This is a genomic window from Shewanella litoralis (assembly GCF_009828585.1).
Classification (GTDB): Bacteria; Pseudomonadota; Gammaproteobacteria; order Enterobacterales; family Shewanellaceae; genus Shewanella; species Shewanella litoralis.
In genome coordinates this window covers 1-17,631 of the sequence record NZ_WSRZ01000041.1, presented here as the reverse complement: position 1 = coordinate 17,631, position 17,631 = coordinate 1, and the positions used below count along the sequence as shown (strand labels likewise).

The following is a 17,631-nucleotide window of genomic DNA, read 5'->3' as shown; positions in this document are numbered from 1 at the left end:
ATCTAGCGCGGAACTCATCGTGGAGCGGGTGTAAAGCACCTAATGAAGACTCCGAATACATTAGCGCAAACCAACCTCGTTATCGAAAATATCATTTGCAATAACGAGGCGGACCATACATTTTTGTGTGTCGCTATTTATTAAAATCGGCTTCGGCGAATATTAAAAATCGGCTTCGGCGAAATCAACAATATCAGCACTGCTTGATTCAATTTGTTTGCGTAAACTACGAGTTTGGCTACCCCAATAGCTCATAAAGAACTGTGCAGTTTTAAGTTTAGCTTGATAAAAACTGGTCTCTTCCGTACCGGCTTCTATCGCTGCTAATGATGTTGCTGCAATGCGAGTCCACATCCAGGCAAGGGCACAAATACCGAATAACTGCATATAAGCCATTGATGCCGCACCAATCAAATCAGGATTTTTACTGGCTGACTGCACAATAAAACCAGTGGCTTTTTCAAGATCGCCCGCCGCATCCATTAATCCAGCAAGATAAGGTTTCATTGCCTCATTAGTAGCATGCTGCTGCACGAGCTCTTTGACCATGCCAGACCATAGCGTTAATGCAGCGCCTTTGTCTGCCAGTAATTTACGGCCAACTAAATCAAGCGCCTGTACACCGTTGGTGCCTTCATAAATCATCGCGATACGGATATCACGGACAAACTGCTCCATACCCCATTCGTTAATATAACCATGGCCGCCATACACTTGCTGGGCATCTACGCAGGCTTTAAAGCCCTGGTCGGTAACAAACCCTTTAACAATGGGAGTGAACAATGCGGCAAGTGCAGAGGCTTGTTTCGCTTTAGCTGCATCGGTATGGCGCTCCGCTTCATCAAGCCATAATGCTTGTTGACCCATTAGCGCGCGGGTACCTTCATTGAACGACTTTTGTGACAACAGCATACGGCGGACATCACCATGCACAAGCAATGAGTCAGCAGCTTGTTCTGGCTGCTTAACACCGCTTAATGCACGGCCCTGAATACGCTCTTTGGCATAAACAAGAGCATTTTGATATGCAATGTCTGATACGCCTAAACCTTGAATACCCACGCCTAAACGGGCCTGGTTCATCATGGTGAACATGGCTTTTAGACCTTGATGTGGCGCCCCAACGAGCTCACCGATTGCACCGTCAAAATGCATCACACACGTTGAGTTACCGTGAATGCCCATTTTATGTTCTAAACCGGTAGCACTTAATGTGTTTGCTGCGCCTAGACTGCCATCGGCATTGACTAAAAACTTAGGTACGGCAAATAACGAAATCCCTTTCACGCCTTCTGGGGCATCGGGTAGGCGAGCTAATACTAAATGAATAATATTGTCGGCTAGGTCATGATCGCCAGATGAAATAAAGATTTTTTCTCCGCTAATGGCAAATAACTCATCACCTGCAGGAACCGCTTTAGTGCGTAATAAGGCTAAATCCGTACCGGCATGAGACTCGGTTAAGTTCATGGTGCCAGTCCATTCACCGCTCACCAATTTGGCTAGGTATTTTTGTTTAAGCGCATCGCTACCATGTACATGTATTGCTGAATAGGCACCATGAGTTAACCCTGGATACATTGCAAATGCCATGTTGGTTGCGGTTTTCATTTCGGTGGCAAAGGTGCCGATAACTTCTGGTAAGCCTTGGCCGCCAAACTCAGGGTCGCATGTTAATGTTGCCCAACCATCTTCTACATATTGTTTGTATGCTTGTTTAAAGCCTTTGGGTGTAATGACCTTGCCGTCAACCAGCTTACAACCTTCTAAGTCACCGCTGGCGTTGAGTGGCAGCATAATGTCGGTGGTAAAGTCGGCAACACCTTGCAAAATCGCATCAGTGAGATCTGCATCTATTTCATCAAAACCACGTAAATCTGTTTGTTGATAGATATTCAACAATTCAGACAATATGAATTGATAATCACGCAGAGGAGCTTGGTAAATAGGCATAAGATCATTCCTTGGTTATGGTTAACTCAAATATGTCAGCAACAAGTCTGTTACTTACTACTGGTCCAATCAGATGGCGTCAGTGTCTATAACATACCCAATTTCGAGTAAAAACTCAGTATTATTTTTACGTAAACGTAAACTAATTTGTTGGGTGTTACCTTCACGATGATTGACCGCGAACATTGATACCCATATTTAGTGGTAAAAGATCATAGGTGAGCGAAAACAAAATGGCTTAAGTCGGGTCTATTAATAACTTAAATGCGCCATAAAATGAGTGCGCAAGTTGGCTTATAAACTGAGGGGTAATATGAAGGTTAGGGGATATGCTGCAGATTAAAATAATGTCATTTAGATAAAGCACTGCAATGTATTCTTAAATAACGGCGGTTTACTTAGCTTGCCGACGTAAGGTCAATTTTAGCATTAGCGGTCCAATGAGTGTCGTTAAAGCTATCACCATGACTAAAATCGCAAATTCTTTCGCGTGAATCACCCCTAGCTGGCGGCCCATTTCTGCAAACACGAGTCCTACCTCACCACGAGGAACCATCGCAGAGCCGACAATACACCTTTCTTGCCAATCGGAGCTGGCTGTGAGTCCTGCAATAAACTTGGCCGCTACAGCAATAAAAGTTAATCCAAACAATAACAGTATCCCCATTAAGCTTAAATCTAACTGACTCAGATCCAGACTAATTCCTACGTATACAAAAAAGACCGGGCTAAATAATTGCACTAATGGTTTGGCAGATTCTTCAAGTTTATGGGTAAAAGCAAATGGGTTTTTGAGATATCGATTAAAGGGAGAAGTAAATTGTCTTGATAAGCCCATGCCTACGGCAAAACCGCCTAAAATGGCTGGCGTGCCAAACCAGTGTGCTAACCATGCAAATAGACAAATTAATGCCATAACCACCATGACTTCATAGCCCGGAATACTGGCTTTAAGGTGCAACCATCGAGTTAAATAAATAATGCTTCTCACTAACGGCGGGCTGAGCAGAATAAATGCTGCAATCATGACAAATAACAGCAAGGTTGAGCTAATTGAAAACTCGCCTGATGAGGCAAAATTAAACAGCACGCTTAATAAAATCACCCCGACGATATCGTCGATAACGGCAGCGCCAAGAATAATGTGTCCAGCAACACTTTGCGTTTGATTATTTAAGCTTAATACCCGCATTGAAATACCAATGCTGGTGGCCGTGAGGGCGCAGCCAAAAAATAGTGCAGTAAAGGGAGGGATTGAAAGCCAATACATGCTGGCGATACCGCAAGCCAATAGCGGAATACCAATACCTAATAACGCGACACGCATTGCTTTGTGGCCAGAATGAGCCAAACGTTTGATTGATGTTTCGCAGCCGATATCAAATAACAGTAAAATCACACCGAGTTCGGCGATAATAGCTAAGGTGCTATGTGGGGTCACCCAATTGAGCAGTGACGGGCCAATAACAATCCCCGCGGTGACTTCTCCCACCACGCTAGGAAAACCTAATCGTGCACTCAACTCACCGAATAAGCGACCGCTAACTAGAATGAGAAAAAGTGCCATTACAAAGCTGTCTATTGCCATCTCATTTTCCTTAAGTGGGCAATATGTGTTTGATTGTTTTGATCTAACAAAGTTGATGCGGATCAATTTTTACACCAATACTTAAGCACAAACTTACGCTATTGGCTAAGCTAAAGATAGTTACTGGCTCACGTTTTTAGACAATGTATTTGTGAATGTTACAGCTACTATTTTGTGGCTATTCATGAGTGTTAAGCTAGATGATAAAGTGATAATAAAAGTATTTGCAATGTGGTGGTTAGGGTACAAATGAATCATTAACATGTCCCATAAAGGAGAACTGAATGAACAAAATGTTTGTTGTTGCTCAAATGGAAAGCGCCCACACAGATGCTGTTGCGCACGGGTTAGCGTTAGCGAAGCAATTAAATAAGCAGGCCGAGGTGTTTGCTTATACTTATGCATATTTAAGTGGCGCCGACCGTGATAATCCAAGATTAGCCGGAGTGGCTCAAAAAGCCTTAATGACTCAACGAGAAAAACAATTACAAACCCATTTAGATACGCTCGATGCTGAAGATGTGCCATTACATGTTATTTGGAGTAAATACCTTTTTGAACATGCTTGTAGCCATGCGCAGCGTCATGGTTTTGATTTAATGGTTAAAGCGGTTCACCATGCCGACCATTATTTACCGACCGACTGGCAGCTTATTCGCCATACGACAGTGCCTTTATTATTGCTCACCAATAATCCTCTCAACAATGGACAAACGACCTTAATCTCAATCGACCTAGGCACCAGTAACCCTGCGAAACAGCGTCTAAATGATGCCGTGATTGCCCATGGAAAGCAGTTTGCTAAAGCGACGGGGACAAAGCTACATGTGGCTTACGTACTTAGAATTCCGCAAATTGTGCGCGATATGGATTTGCTTGATATTAATGCCCTAGTGAAAAAAGCGTATGCCGAGCATAAACAAAAAATTGCCGAGATAGGTGTTGATGTTGATTGCATGCACATCATTACCGGTGAGCCAGAATTGTGTTTATTTGAATTAGCCTGCCGCTTAAAAAGCCAATATTTTGTAGTAGGAGCAAGGCAGCGCCAAGGGTTGTTAGGACGAATTATTGGCAATACAGCAGAAGAGATTTTAAGCCGGATGCGCAGCAATGTATTGGTTATCCCAACCGAAGAATAATGCTTAAAAAAGCCCGGTAAAAACCGGGCTTATTGCACATGACACTTAAATTTTAAAACGTCATTTCAGGCACGTGTTCAGGCACCACTAACTTACCTGCTGTTTTTGTGACAATTTCTTCAACCGACACGCCTGGTGCGCGCTCCAAAAGATGGAATGCACCGTCTTTAATTTCCATAAAGGCTAAATCGGTAATGACGCGTTTAATGCAACCATAACCGGTTAATGGCAATTCACATGTAGACAATAATTTCGAATTACCGTGCTTGTCGGCATGCATCATGGTGACAATAATATTATCAGCACCAGCGACTAAATCCATTGCGCCGCCCATGCCTTTAATCAGTTTTCCTGGGATCATCCATGAGGCGATAGAGCCGTTAACATCCACTTCAAATGCGCCTAACACGGTGAGATCTACGTGGCCGCCACGGATCATCGCAAAGCTTTCTGCTGATGAAAAGAATGACGCGCCAGCCACTGCGGTAACCGTTTGTTTTCCGGCGTTGATAAGGTCGGCATCAATGTTTTCTTCTGTCGGAAACTCGCCCATACCGAGTAAACCATTTTCAGATTGCAGCATGACTTGCATGCCTTGCGGAATATAGTTAGCCACAAGGGTCGGAATACCAATACCAAGGTTTACGTAAAAGCCGTCTTGTAATTCTTTTGCTACGCGCTGGGCGAGTTGTTCTCTGGTCAGTGCCATGGTGTTGTCTCCCTTATTTCGCAGCTTTGACGGTACGTTGTTCGATACGTTTTTCAAAGCTGGCTTTGATGACGCGGTCAACATAAATACCGGGTGTATGGATGTGGTCTGGATCGAGCTCGCCTGGTTCAACAATCTCTTCCGCTTCGACGACGGTAATTTTACCTGCGGTAGCCATCATTGGATTAAAATTGGCGGCGGTTTTACGAAACACTAAATTGCCCATGGTGTCTGCTTTCCACGCGCGAACTAAGGCAAAATCTGCCGTTAATGATTCTTCTAATACGTAATGACGACCTTTAATTTCGCGGGTTTCTTTGCCGTCAGCTATTGGCGTGCCGTAACCTGTGGCAGTAAAAAAGGCTGGAATACCGGCGCCGCCGGCACGGATTTTTTCGGCCAATGTGCCTTGTGGCGTGAGTATGACATTAAGCTCACCAGACAACATTTGTTGTTCAAAGGTGGCATTTTCGCCAACATAAGAGGCAATCATGGTTGAAATTTGATGCTGCTTAAGCAACAAGCCTAAACCAAAATCATCAACACCTGCATTGTTTGAAATGGCGGTTAAGCCTTTTACACCCAATTTAACCATGTGGTTAATTAAGCCTTCTGGAATACCACACAAACCAAACCCGCCGACCATAATAGTCATGTCGTCATTCAGTCCTGCTAGTGCTTCTTCATAGCTGTGGACGACTTTATTGAATCCTGCCATCTTGTTGTCCTTATTGTTATGTTCACAACGGTGAGTATTTTTCTGCTAACCAGTGTGAGTATATGTGATTATGTTCTGATTGCATTTGCCACTTTAGACCCATTAGCGCGCCCCAAAACGCGGCTAATGTTGTCGCCCGCTAATGCAAGCTTAGTTAAATCAATACCGGTATCAATCCCCATGCCATGGAGCATGTAGACTAAATCTTCTGTGGCGAGATTGCCTGACGCACCTTTGGCATAAGGACAACCACCTAAACCCGCAACTGAGGCGTCAAACACGCTAACACCGGTTTCTAGGCAGGCAAGTATGTTGGCCAATGCTTGGCCGTAGGTGTCATGAAAGTGCAGGGCTAATTTATCAACAGGCACCACTTTAGCGACAGCCTCAACCATTTGCCGCGCTTTAATGGGTGTACCCACGCCGATGGTGTCGCCTAATGAGATTTCGTAACAACCCATTTGGTAAAGAATCTCAGAGACTCTCGCGACTTCACTAACAGCAATGTCGCCTTCGTATGGGCAACCCAGCACACAAGATACATAACCACGAACACGGATGTGGTGCTTTTGTGCCGCTTCGATAAGTGGTGCAAAGCGCGCAATTGACTCATCGATAGAGCAATTGATATTTTTCTGACTAAAACTTTCAGATGCAGCGCCAAAAATAGCTACTTCATCAGCGCCTGCAGCAAGGGCTAATTCAAACCCTTTTAGATTAGGGGTGAGAGCACTGTAAACGACACCTGGTTTACGCTTTATTTGACGTAATACATCATTTGAGTCAGCCATTTGTGGCACCCATTTAGGTGACACAAAACTGCCTGCTTCAATACGTTTAACACCGGCATCGGCAAGTTGTGTGATTAGCGTGAGTTTGTCTGCAGTGGTCACTGGCACTTCGTTTTGTAAACCATCGCGCGCGCCGACCTCGAAAATGCTCACTTTAGTCGGTAACATTTACGCTTCCTCGACGTTAGCTTCAGAGGCTAATGGTTCAACATTTAACAGTTGTGCGCCATCGCTAACAAGCTCACCGCTTTGGAAGTAAAACTCGCTCACCACACCGTCAAATGGCGCTTCAATGGTGTATTCCATCTTCATGGCTTCCATCACTAATAAGCCCTGGCCGGCTTTAACGTGTTGGCCCACTTCGACTAAATGCGTCACAACCGTGCCGTTCATTGGCGCTTTAAGTTTATCTGCATGGTTGACCACTTCCTCTACTACCTGAGCCAAAATGGCTTTAAAGTGATAGCTGCCAGAAGGTAAAAATAAGGTCACGTCATCGCCTTGATGGCTAACAGGCACTTTGCTTTTATGGCCGTTGATTTCAGCAAGCAGTAAATCGGCTTTTAGTTCGCCCGCTAAGTTCAGCACTTGGTCGTGTAAGCATAATTGATATTGCTCACCCATGGCGGTAATCACTAAATCATGTTGTAGCGTGCCCGTTGTTGTATCGGTTAATAGGGATACATGATGCACGCTAGAGCTATTGAGTCTAAAGCCACTGCCTTGGCCCCAAGGCGAGTAAGGATCGGCGCTATTTATGGCCAGAGCTTTTGCCGCTTGTTTGCGAGATAACACTTGAAACAGACCTGCTAGTGCTAACGCGGTATCGGCTTCAATAGCAGCATCACCAATTAAGGTATCACCGTAGCGATCAATAAAGTCAGTGCAGAAATCGGCCGCAGCAAAAGCAGGGTGCTCTGCAATATTGGCTAAAAATTCGATGTTATGTTTAAGGCCGCTAATTTGATATGACTCAAGCGCATGGACTAAACGTTGCAGCGCGCGCGGGCGTGACTCGTCCCACACAATCAATTTGGCGATCATCGGGTCGTAAAAGTTACTGATGACATCGTTTTCACGAATGCCTGAGTCGATGCGCACATGGCGGTTTTGTTCAGGCTCACGTAAAAAGTTGAGTTTACCGCTGGCAGGTAAAAATTCGTTTTGCGGATCTTCTGCGTAAATACGGACTTCAAATGAGTGGCCATGAATACGCACTTCATCCTGGCGCAGCGGCAATTCGCCACCACTGGCGACAACTAGCTGCCATTTTACTAAGTCTTGGCCTGTCACCATTTCGGTTACTGGGTGTTCTACCTGTAAGCGGGTGTTCATTTCCATGAAGTAAAAACTGTTGTCGGTATCAAGTAAAAACTCAACTGTACCCGCGCCAACATAATCAATGGCTTGAGCTGCAGCCACCGCTGCATTACCCATTTGTGCACGAAGCTCATCAGACAACCCAGGAGCAGGCGCTTCTTCAACCACTTTTTGATGGCGACGTTGAATAGAGCAATCACGGTCTGATAAATAAATAGCATTACCATGAGTGTCAGCAAACACCTGCACTTCAACATGGCGCGGTTGACGTAAGTAGCGCTCCATGAGCAGCTTGTCATTACCAAATGATGAGATGGCTTCGCGGCGCGCAGACTTTATGGCGTCGAGAATTTCACCGTCGTTTTCAACGATGCGCATTCCTTTACCACCGCCGCCGTAGGCCGCTTTAATCAGTAACGGGAAGCCAACAGCTTTTGCTTCGGCAATTAAGGTGGCATCGGTTTGATCGTCACCATGATACCCCGGCACTAAAGGCACATTGGCTTTTGACATGATTTCTTTAGCGGCACTTTTGCTGCCCATGGCATCAATGGCATCGCTACCTGGGCCAACAAAGGCAATACCGTTTTGTTCGCATTGACGGGCAAATTCGGCATTTTCAGATAAAAAACCGTAACCAGGGTGAATCGCTTCAGCGCCTGACTTTTTAGCAATCTCGATAATTAAATCGGTTTTTAAATATGAGTCGGCTGGGGCGCTGCCACCTAGGTAAAACGACTCATCAGCCATCGCCACATGGCGGGCATCTTTGTCGGCATCGGAATAAAGGGCAATGGTGCGAACACCCATGGTTTGCGCTGTTTTAATAATACGGCAAGCAATTTCACCACGGTTAGCAATCAGTAATTTGGTAAACATTATTAGGCTCCTAGTGGATCAAATTTAACGGCTTGCCATGTAGGCGGTCTTTTTTCAAAAAAGGCATTAAGCCCCTCTTGGCCTTCATTTGATACACGAATACGAGCAATCTGCTCGCTGGTAAAATTGAGCGTAGCGTCGTCTATCACGCCGTTTTCTAAATGCGATACGAGATTTTTTGCCCATGCCATACCCTGAGGGCTGTTGGCATTAAATGCTGCGATAAAAGGGGTCGCCGCAGCATCTAAGTCATCGTTAATTTCGTGAATAACTTGATGGGTTAAGGCTACATCAGCACTAAAGCGTTCAGCGGTCAGCATAAAGCGACGCGATTGGCGATTACCCATGGCACGAACCACATACGGACTAATGACCGCAGGTATAAGGCCGAGTTTGACTTCGCTTAAACAAAAGCTGGCGCGAGTGTTGGCAATGGCAATATCGCAACAACAAATTAAGCCTAATGCACCACCAAAGGCTGCACCTTGTACCAAGGCAATGGTGGGTTTAGGAAATTTGTCTAACACATGCATCAGCTTGGCAAGCTCATGGGCGTCAGTGAGGTTTTGCTCAAAATCCATCTGTGCTTGTTTGCGCATCCAATTAAGATCGGCGCCAGCGCTGAAATTTTTGCCATTAGCACGCAATATCAACATATTGCACTGACTGTCTTTGGCAAAGTGTTCGATAGCCTGGATCATCTCGCTGATCATCACTTCATCAAAGGCATTATGCACTTCAACTCGGTTTAAAATGAGCTCTGCCACCCCTTGTTCTAGGCGGCATTCAATGAACTTATATGGGTTTGATAACATTATGTATTACTCCTTATTAGTGAATTAACCGCACAATTACATGCGGAACACCCCAAAGCGGGTGTCTTCAATAGGAGCATTTAATGCTGCCGATAACGCCAGGCCAACAACATCGCGGGTTTGCGCCGGGTCAATAATGCCATCGTCCCAAAGTCGGGCGCTGGCATGATACGGATGACCTTCTTTTTCGTATTGCTCAACAATCGGTTTACGGAATGTTTGTTCATCTTCTGCTGACCATTCAACGCCTTTACGGGCTAAACCATCGCGGCGCACAGTGGCTAATACGCCAGCAGCTTGTTCGCCACCCATTACTGATATACGCGCGTTTGGCCACATCCACATCATGGTGGGTTCAAATGCGCGGCCACACATACCGTAGTTACCTGCGCCATAACTACCACCGATAATCACGGTAAATTTAGGCACATTGGCACAAGAAACCGCAGTCACCATTTTGGCGCCATGCTTAGCAATGCCTTCGTGTTCGTATTTTTTACCCACCATAAAGCCGGTGATATTTTGCAGGAATAACAGCGGAATTTTGCGTTGGCAACACAGCTCAATAAAGTGAGCGCCTTTTTGCGCCGACTCTGAAAATAAGATGCCGTTATTGGCCACAATGCCGACGGGGTAGCCATGAATACGTGCAAAACCACACACTAGGGTTGCGCCGTAGTTGGCTTTAAATTCGTCAAAGTCAGAGTCATCAACCACGCGGGCAATCACTTCTTTTACATCAAACGGCTTTTTAAGATCGGTACCGACAATGCCGTACAATTCATGGATGTCGAATTGTGGTGGTTTGACCGGACTTAATAAGCTTTTGATTTCTTTTTGATGGTTTAGACGCAGCACGGCACGACGAGCAAGCTCAAGCGCGTGTTCGTCATTTTGGGCTAGATGATCAGCAACACCGGATATTTTAGTGTGCACTTCTGCTCCGCCAAGCTCTTCTGCACTGACTTCTTCACCGGTAGCCGCTTTAACAAGTGGGGGGCCGGCTAAAAAGATAGTGCCTTGATCTTTTACGATAATCGACTCATCTGCCATGGCGGGTACATAAGCGCCGCCTGCAGTACATAAACCCATGACCACGGCAATTTGCGGAATGCCTTTGGCCGACATTTGTGCCTGGTTGTAAAAAATTCGCCCGAAATGATCGCGGTCTGGAAAGACTTCATCCTGGCGCGGTAAATTCGCGCCGCCAGAATCGACTAAGTAGATACACGGTAAATGGCAACGGCTGGCAATATCTTGCGCGCGTAAATGCTTTTTAACCGTAATAGGGTAGTAAGTACCGCCTTTGACGGTGGCATCGTTGGCGATAATCATGCATTCAACACCACTGACCCGGCCAATACCGGCAATGACGCCTGCAGCTGGCACTTCTTCGTCATAAACTTCGTAGGCGGCAAATTGCGATATTTCTAAAAAGGGCGAACCAGGGTCGAGCAGTTTTTCAACGCGCTGGCGCGGCAATAATTTACCACGTGATAAATGGCGTTCTAAAGCAACAGGGCCGCCACCTTGTTCGATTTTTTTTAGTTTTTGTTGAAGATCATCGACCAATAACGCCATGCTGTCTGACTTGGCTTTAAATTCGTCACTGCGAGGATTGATACGGCTGCTCAGTTGCGTCATTTCTATATCCTTAATGAAGCAAAAATAGGGGGCTTGATTAAGGCGACATGACAAGCTTGATATGCCGCCTTCGTACTGAAATGTTGGTTACTTTGACTCGTTAAACAATTCGCGACCAATGAGCATGCGGCGAATTTCAGAGGTACCTGCACCAATTTCGTAAAGCTTAGCGTCGCGCAATAAACGGCCTGTTGCGTATTCGTTAACATAACCATTACCGCCGAGTAATTGAATGGCATCTAAAGCCATTTTGGTGGCCAGTTCTGCACTGTATAAAATGGCGCCAGCGGCATCTTTGCGGGTGGTTTCACCGCGATCACAGGATTTAGCCACGCTGTAAACATATGAACGCGCAGCATTCATACCCGTGTACATATCGGCTAATTTGCCCTGGACCAGTTGGAATTGACCAATAGATTGCCCAAACTGTTCACGTTCATGAATGTAAGGCACGACAATGTCCATACAGGCAGACATAATGCCTAAGGGGCCGCCCGATAACACAACGCGTTCGTAATCTAGCCCGCTCATTAATACTTTAACGCCGTTGTTTAGGCCGCCTAAAATGTTTTCTTCTGGGACTTCACAGTCTTCAAATACCAACTCGCAAGTGTTCGAACCGCGCATACCTAGCTTGTCGAGTTTTTGCGCCTGACTAAATCCTTTGTAGCCACGCTCAACGATAAACGCGGTAATGCCGTGGGCGCCTTTTTCTATGTCAGTTTTGGCGTAAATCACATAGGTGTGGGCATCAGGACCGTTAGTGATCCACATCTTGTTGCCGTTAAGGATGTAACGGTCGCCTTGTTTGCGTGCGTTTAGCTTCATTGACACTACATCCGAACCGGCATTGGGTTCGCTCATGGCAAGGGCGCCAATGTGTTCGCCACTGACGAGCTTAGGTAAGTATTTAACTTTTTGCGCGTCATTACCGTTACGGTTAATTTGGTTGACACATAAGTTTGAGTGGGCACCGTAACTTAAGCCGATAGAGGCAGATGCGCGGGAGATTTCTTCCATTGCGACAACGTGAGCAAGGTAGCCCATGTTAGCGCCACCATATTGCTCATCAACAGTGACACCTAATAAACCCATATCGCCAAGTACTGGCCATAATTGATTAGGGAAGGCATTGTCGATATCGACTTGGGCAGCCATAGGGGCGATTTCGTTAGCGGCAAAACCACGTACGGCATCACGTAACATATCTACATCTTCACCTAAGCCGAAGTTTAGGCTGGTATATAAGTCGCTCATTTGCTTGTGTCCTGTTGAATTTTATTATTGTCTGCAAAATATTTGCTGCCAACGCGTTATCGAGGCGTTTTTGGCAGAGGGGTACAATGTTGGCTGAATTGAGTCAGCCATTTGTTATTATTTGTTTTTCTTGGCTGAGTTATCTTCTAATGCCGCTTTACATTGCTGTTCAGCTGAATTGAGCTCCATCAACACCACTTTAATGTCGTCCATTTGTTGTTGCAGCGCTGATTTTTTTTCGTTAACCAAATCAAGCATGGTGTTGAGCTGAGTTGAGCTGCTTTTATCGGCATCGTAAAGTTCAAATAATCGGCGCGTTTCTGCTAATGAAAACCCAAGACGTTTACCGCGAAGAATGAGCTTTAATCGCACACGGTCTTTTAAGCTGTAAATGCGTGTTTGCCCGCGACGCTTAGGTTTGATTAAACCTTGGTCTTCGTAAAAACGAATGCTACGAGTGGTGATATCAAATTCTTTTGATAAGTCACTGATCGAATATGTGGATTGTGGGCTATGGATTGTGCTCATCATGTCACCAAAAGTGTTTCTTTTGATGCAAGATATATGAAGTTTACGTAAAGGTAAAGTTTGCAGGGTGTTTTTTGAATATTTGTGGCGTTCTATAGTGTTAAATTTGCTTGCCAGTTACGGACCTATTATACATTAAGTCTCTGTTATATTGTGTTTTTTATCTCGGGAGGACGTTTACTGCTGAATATTAAACACTCGATTGAAACTAAAGGTTTTTTCGAGTTTTTTCCTGACTATTATCCCTTTGTCTAATAGGGCTATTTAATGAATTCTGCTCATAATCATTACAATATAAGCTAATTAATGGAGAGCAATATGGCTGATTTAGGACTATCAATGCACGCACAATCGATAGCCGAGCCCGAAGTCTTTTGGCAACAAGCTGCAGAGGCTATTAGTTGGGACGTAGCCCCCAAGACGGTGTTAGACGACAGTAACAAGCCATTTTATCGCTGGTTTGCCGATGGCAAAATGAACACCTGTTTTAACGCCGTTGACCGCCATGTACTTGCTGGACGAGGCGAACAAACAGCGATTCATTATATTAGCCCTGTGACTCAAAATGAATATTCTATTAGTTATGACTCTGTTTTAGCTCAAGTTAAACGCCTTGCGGGATTAATGACATCATTGGGTGTGACTAAGGGCGATCGCGTTGTCATTTACATGCCTATGGTGCCAGAAACCGCTTATGCCATGTTAGCGTGTGCGCGCATTGGTGCGATTCACTCTGTGGTATTTGGTGGCTTTGCCGCGAATGAATTATCAACCCGGATAAATGATGCAAAACCTAAGTTAATTTTATCTGCCTCGTGCGGCATTGAGCCTTCTGGCGTAGTGCCTTATAAGCCTTTATTGGATGACGCTTTGGCTCAAGCAAAGCATAAAGTAGAACATTGCATTATTTTAAATCGCACAGAATATCAGGCTGAGTTACACGCACCCCGTGATGTCGATTGGTATGAAGCATTAATAGATGCGCCTGATGCCGATTGTGTCGCCCTAGATGCAACAGACCCCTTATACGTGCTCTATACCTCGGGAACAACAGGGCAACCTAAAGGCGTTGTGCGCGATAATGGTGGTCATGCTGTTGCCTTAGCATGGTCGATGAAGCATATCTATGATGTTGGTATTGGTGATGTGTTTTGGGCTGCATCGGATGTGGGTTGGGTGGTGGGGCACTCTTATATTGTTTATGGGCCATTGCTGGTGGGTGCAACGACGATAATGTATGAAGGCAAACCGATAGGCACCCCAGATGCTGGTGCTTTTTGGCGTATTATCGAACAAAAGCAAGTGCGAAGCTTTTTTACCGCGCCGACGGCTATTCGTGCAATTAAGCGAGAAGATCCTGAAGGTGAATTTATTAAGCTGTTTGACTTATCTTGCCTGAAGCAGATGTATTTAGCGGGCGAGCGCTGCGATCCTGAAACGTTAAATTGGAGTCAGCAACATTTGGGCAAACCTGTTGTTGATCATTGGTGGCAAACAGAAACTGGCTGGCCAGTTGCCGCTAATTTAATGGGTACGGATCCTATTGAGATTAAAGCAGGATCACCCGCTAGAGCCGTGCCTGGTTATCAGGTCGAAATTTTAGATGCGATGGGCGAGCAAGTGGCTACCAATGAAAGCGGCAATGTGGTGATTAAGCAGCCCTTACCACCAGGTACGCTCACGACATTATGGCAAAATGACAAACGTTATATTGACAGTTATTTGTCGATGTATCCCGGTTATTATTTAACAGGAGATGCGGGTTACATCGATGAAGATGGCTACCTGTATATTATGAGCCGTATAGACGACATCATTAATGTCGCGGGTCACCGTCTATCAACGGGCCGTTTTGAAGAAGTCTTGTGTCAGCACGAAGCCGTTGCTGAGGCTGCGGTTATTGGCGTGCAAGACAAACTAAAAGGTCAGGTGCCTTTGGGCTTAGTGGTACTTAAAAATGGTGTGACCTTATCTGATGATGTGCTTTATAAAGAGTTGCTTGCATTAGTGCGTCACGAAATTGGCCCGGTAGCGTCATTTAGATTAGTCAGTGCAGTGCAAAAGCTGCCTAAAACTCGCTCAGGTAAAATCCTGCGCTCAACCATGCGTAAAATTGCTGATAATCAAGACTACACCATGCCCGCCACGATTGAAGATCCACAAACCCTGGATATTGTTCGTAATGCGCTGACAAAAATGGGCTATGCCAATGCGTTAACCTCGGAGTTAACCAAGGTATAAATCATTTTGTAACACAAAATAGCCGCAGTTTACGTTAAAAATAAAACCATAAAAGCCCAGTGTTTTTATGGTTTTTTCTATTGTGACAATATGTTATCTCCAATTAAATAGATTGGGCTTACTTTGTAAAAAACAACGTTTCCGCGTTTTGTTACTGGTAATTTAGTTACAAGAATCGCTATAATTGCCAACCAAATGGATTCGCATTACGCGATTAATCTCTGTGACCTGTGGAAACATACACTATGAATAACCACACCCAACAATCTCACGTCGGCGTTATTGGCCTTGGTGTGATGGGCAAGAACCTTGCACTAAACATCGCGGATAACGGCTATCATGTTGCTGTTTTTGATTTAGATACCCAAAAAGTTAACGGCGCAATATCTCAAGAAGAACGAGAACGAAAAGCGGGCGTAGCCGTGCGCATGCAAGCCTGTAATAATCTTTCAGAAATGCTCGAAAAGCTGGTTGAACCACGCGTTATCGTATTATCTGTCCCTGCTGGCGCACCAGTTGATGGTGTCTGTAAGTCATTAATTGAAGCGGGTATCGAGGCCAAAGATATTGTGATTGATACGGGTAACAGTTTATGGACAGATACTGTTGCGCGTGAAGCGCAGTATAAAGGCCAGTTTACCTTTTTTAGTTCAGCGGTTTCTGGTGGTGAAGTTGGCGCACGTTTTGGTCCTTCATTAATGCCTAGTGGTGATGAAAATGCCTGGCGTTATGTTGAGCCTATTTGGAAAGCCATTGCCGCTAAAGTGGATCCTGAAACGGGTTTGCCTATTGAGCGTTTTGAGCCTGGCAATCCAGTAACCGAAGGTGAGCCTTGCACCACCTATATCGGCCCAGCGGGCTCAGGACATTACGTAAAAATGGTTCATAACGGCATTGAATATGCGGATATGCAGCTTATTTGTGAAGCTTATCAGTTACTCAGTGACGGCTTAGGTATGTCAGCTCATGAGATTGGTGATGTGTTTAATACCTGGAATAAAGGTATTCTTAACAGTTACCTGATGGGGATTAGTGCTGAAGTTTTACAGCAAGACGACCCGCTAACCGGTAAACCGTTAGTTGAAATGATTTTAGATAAAGCCGGCCAAAAAGGCACTGGTTTATGGACCGCGGTAAGTAGCTTACAAATTGGCTGCCCGGCGCCAACTATCGCTGAAGCGGTTTATGCTCGTGCTGTTAGCACCCAGAAAAACTTGCGCATGCAGTTAAGTTCAAAGTTAGCCGGCCCAGCACCTGTGGCATTTAATGATGCAGAAAAAGCAGAGTTTATTGCTAACCTTGAAGATGCTTTATATTGCGCTAAAGTGTGTTGCTATGCCCAAGGCTTCCAGCTGATGGCGATGGCAGCAAAAGAGCAAAGCTGGACGTTAGACTTTGCTGAAATTGCTAAGATTTGGCGTGCGGGTTGTATTATTAGAGCGACCTTCTTACAGTCAATCACTCAGGCTTATCAAGAAGATGCAAACCTTGCGAACTTGTTGATGGCTGACACTTTTAGCCAGACATTGTCGCAAAAACACCTTAATTGGCGTAAAACCGTTGCCGCATCGGTTATGCAGGGTATTCCTGCCCCGTGTATTAGTTCTGCAATTGCTTATTACGATAGCTACCGCTGCGAGACATTACCGGCAAACTTGTTACAAGGTCAACGCGACTTTTTTGGTTCACACACCTTTGAGCGCACCGATAAGCCAGCAGGTGAGAAATACCATTTAGATTGGAGCGCCAAACAGCGCACATTATCTAAAGTGTAAATCAGCTGTAAAGGTTGTCGTTAAAACTGAAACGCTCTCATTGAAATGAGAGCGTTTTTATTAGTGCAAATAAAAGGTATTAAATAACCTGAGATCGGGATAATAAGCGCCTTGCAAACACTCCTTGCCCTGCTAACTACAATAGGCTAGTACTAATTCCATTTAATTCTGACTGTTTAAAAGTTTATAAGCTCGGTTGAGTTTCAACCGAGCGTTATCTACATCAAACATCCACTTAATACGTGCATGCTCGCTATTTCTGCCGTTTTCC

13 protein-coding genes are annotated in these 17,631 nt (G+C 45.0%); 3 read left to right on the top strand and 10 right to left on the bottom strand.

Features of this window, described 5'->3' with window-relative positions; genetic code table 11:
* Window positions 1-162: 162 nt before the first annotated feature.
* A complete protein-coding gene (locus tag GQA99_RS19635) occupies window positions 163-1,953 on the bottom strand; it encodes an acyl-CoA dehydrogenase C-terminal domain-containing protein (RefSeq protein WP_160056829.1) in 1,791 nt (596 codons plus the stop codon).
* Between the two features lie 394 nt (window positions 1,954-2,347).
* Window positions 2,348-3,541, bottom strand: coding sequence for a cation:proton antiporter (locus tag GQA99_RS19630; protein ID WP_160056827.1), 1,194 nt, complete (start codon window positions 3,539-3,541; stop codon window positions 2,348-2,350).
* A gap of 284 nt (window positions 3,542-3,825) precedes the next feature.
* Here GQA99_RS19630 and GQA99_RS19625 point away from each other — a divergent pair, with 284 nt between their 5' ends.
* The gene (locus GQA99_RS19625; protein WP_160056825.1) at window positions 3,826-4,683 is read left to right on the top strand and encodes a universal stress protein; all 858 of its coding nucleotides are present in this window, start codon (window positions 3,826-3,828) and stop codon (window positions 4,681-4,683) included.
* A 52-nt stretch (window positions 4,684-4,735) separates the two neighbouring features.
* On the opposite strand, the gene GQA99_RS19620 is transcribed toward GQA99_RS19625, so the two are convergent.
* The 8 genes from GQA99_RS19620 to GQA99_RS19585 form a co-directional block, all read right to left on the bottom strand.
* Window positions 4,736-5,392 carry a 3-oxoacid CoA-transferase subunit B gene (locus tag GQA99_RS19620; RefSeq protein WP_160056823.1) on the bottom strand — a complete coding sequence of 219 codons (657 nt, stop codon included), beginning with the start codon at window positions 5,390-5,392 and terminating at the stop codon, window positions 4,736-4,738.
* Between the two features lie 13 nt (window positions 5,393-5,405).
* Window positions 5,406-6,110: a CoA transferase subunit A gene (locus tag GQA99_RS19615; RefSeq protein ID WP_160056821.1), complete on the bottom strand. Its 705-nt coding sequence runs from the start codon at window positions 6,108-6,110 to the stop codon at window positions 5,406-5,408.
* A 68-nt stretch (window positions 6,111-6,178) separates the two neighbouring features.
* Entirely contained in the window at window positions 6,179-7,069 is an 891-nt protein-coding gene (locus GQA99_RS19610; RefSeq protein WP_160056820.1) for a hydroxymethylglutaryl-CoA lyase, read from the bottom strand.
* Window positions 7,070-9,100, bottom strand: a complete 2,031-nt coding sequence (locus GQA99_RS19605) for an acetyl/propionyl/methylcrotonyl-CoA carboxylase subunit alpha (RefSeq protein ID WP_160056819.1) — start codon at window positions 9,098-9,100, stop codon at window positions 7,070-7,072.
* Between the two features lie 2 nt (window positions 9,101-9,102).
* Entirely contained in the window at window positions 9,103-9,915 is an 813-nt protein-coding gene (locus GQA99_RS19600; RefSeq protein ID WP_160056818.1) for an enoyl-CoA hydratase-related protein, read from the bottom strand.
* 36 nt (window positions 9,916-9,951) lie between these two features.
* On the bottom strand, window positions 9,952-11,559 hold the full coding sequence (locus tag GQA99_RS19595) for a carboxyl transferase domain-containing protein (protein ID WP_160056817.1): 1,608 nt from the start codon (window positions 11,557-11,559) through the stop codon (window positions 9,952-9,954).
* 87 nt (window positions 11,560-11,646) lie between these two features.
* Complete coding sequence (locus tag GQA99_RS19590) at window positions 11,647-12,816, bottom strand: isovaleryl-CoA dehydrogenase (protein ID WP_160056816.1); 1,170 nt, start codon at window positions 12,814-12,816, stop codon at window positions 11,647-11,649.
* A gap of 117 nt (window positions 12,817-12,933) precedes the next feature.
* Window positions 12,934-13,344, bottom strand: coding sequence for a MerR family transcriptional regulator (locus GQA99_RS19585; RefSeq protein ID WP_160056831.1), 411 nt, complete (start codon window positions 13,342-13,344; stop codon window positions 12,934-12,936).
* Between the two features lie 318 nt (window positions 13,345-13,662).
* On the opposite strand from GQA99_RS19585, the gene GQA99_RS19580 reads away from it, so the two are divergent.
* Together GQA99_RS19580 and gnd are read left to right on the top strand one after the other, a co-directional pair.
* Window positions 13,663-15,585, top strand: coding sequence for a propionyl-CoA synthetase (locus tag GQA99_RS19580; RefSeq protein ID WP_160056815.1), 1,923 nt, complete (start codon window positions 13,663-13,665; stop codon window positions 15,583-15,585).
* Between the two features lie 245 nt (window positions 15,586-15,830).
* Entirely contained in the window at window positions 15,831-17,360 is a 1,530-nt protein-coding gene (gene gnd, locus GQA99_RS19575) for an NADP-dependent phosphogluconate dehydrogenase (protein WP_160056814.1), read from the top strand.
* Window positions 17,361-17,631: the final 271 nt, after the last annotated feature.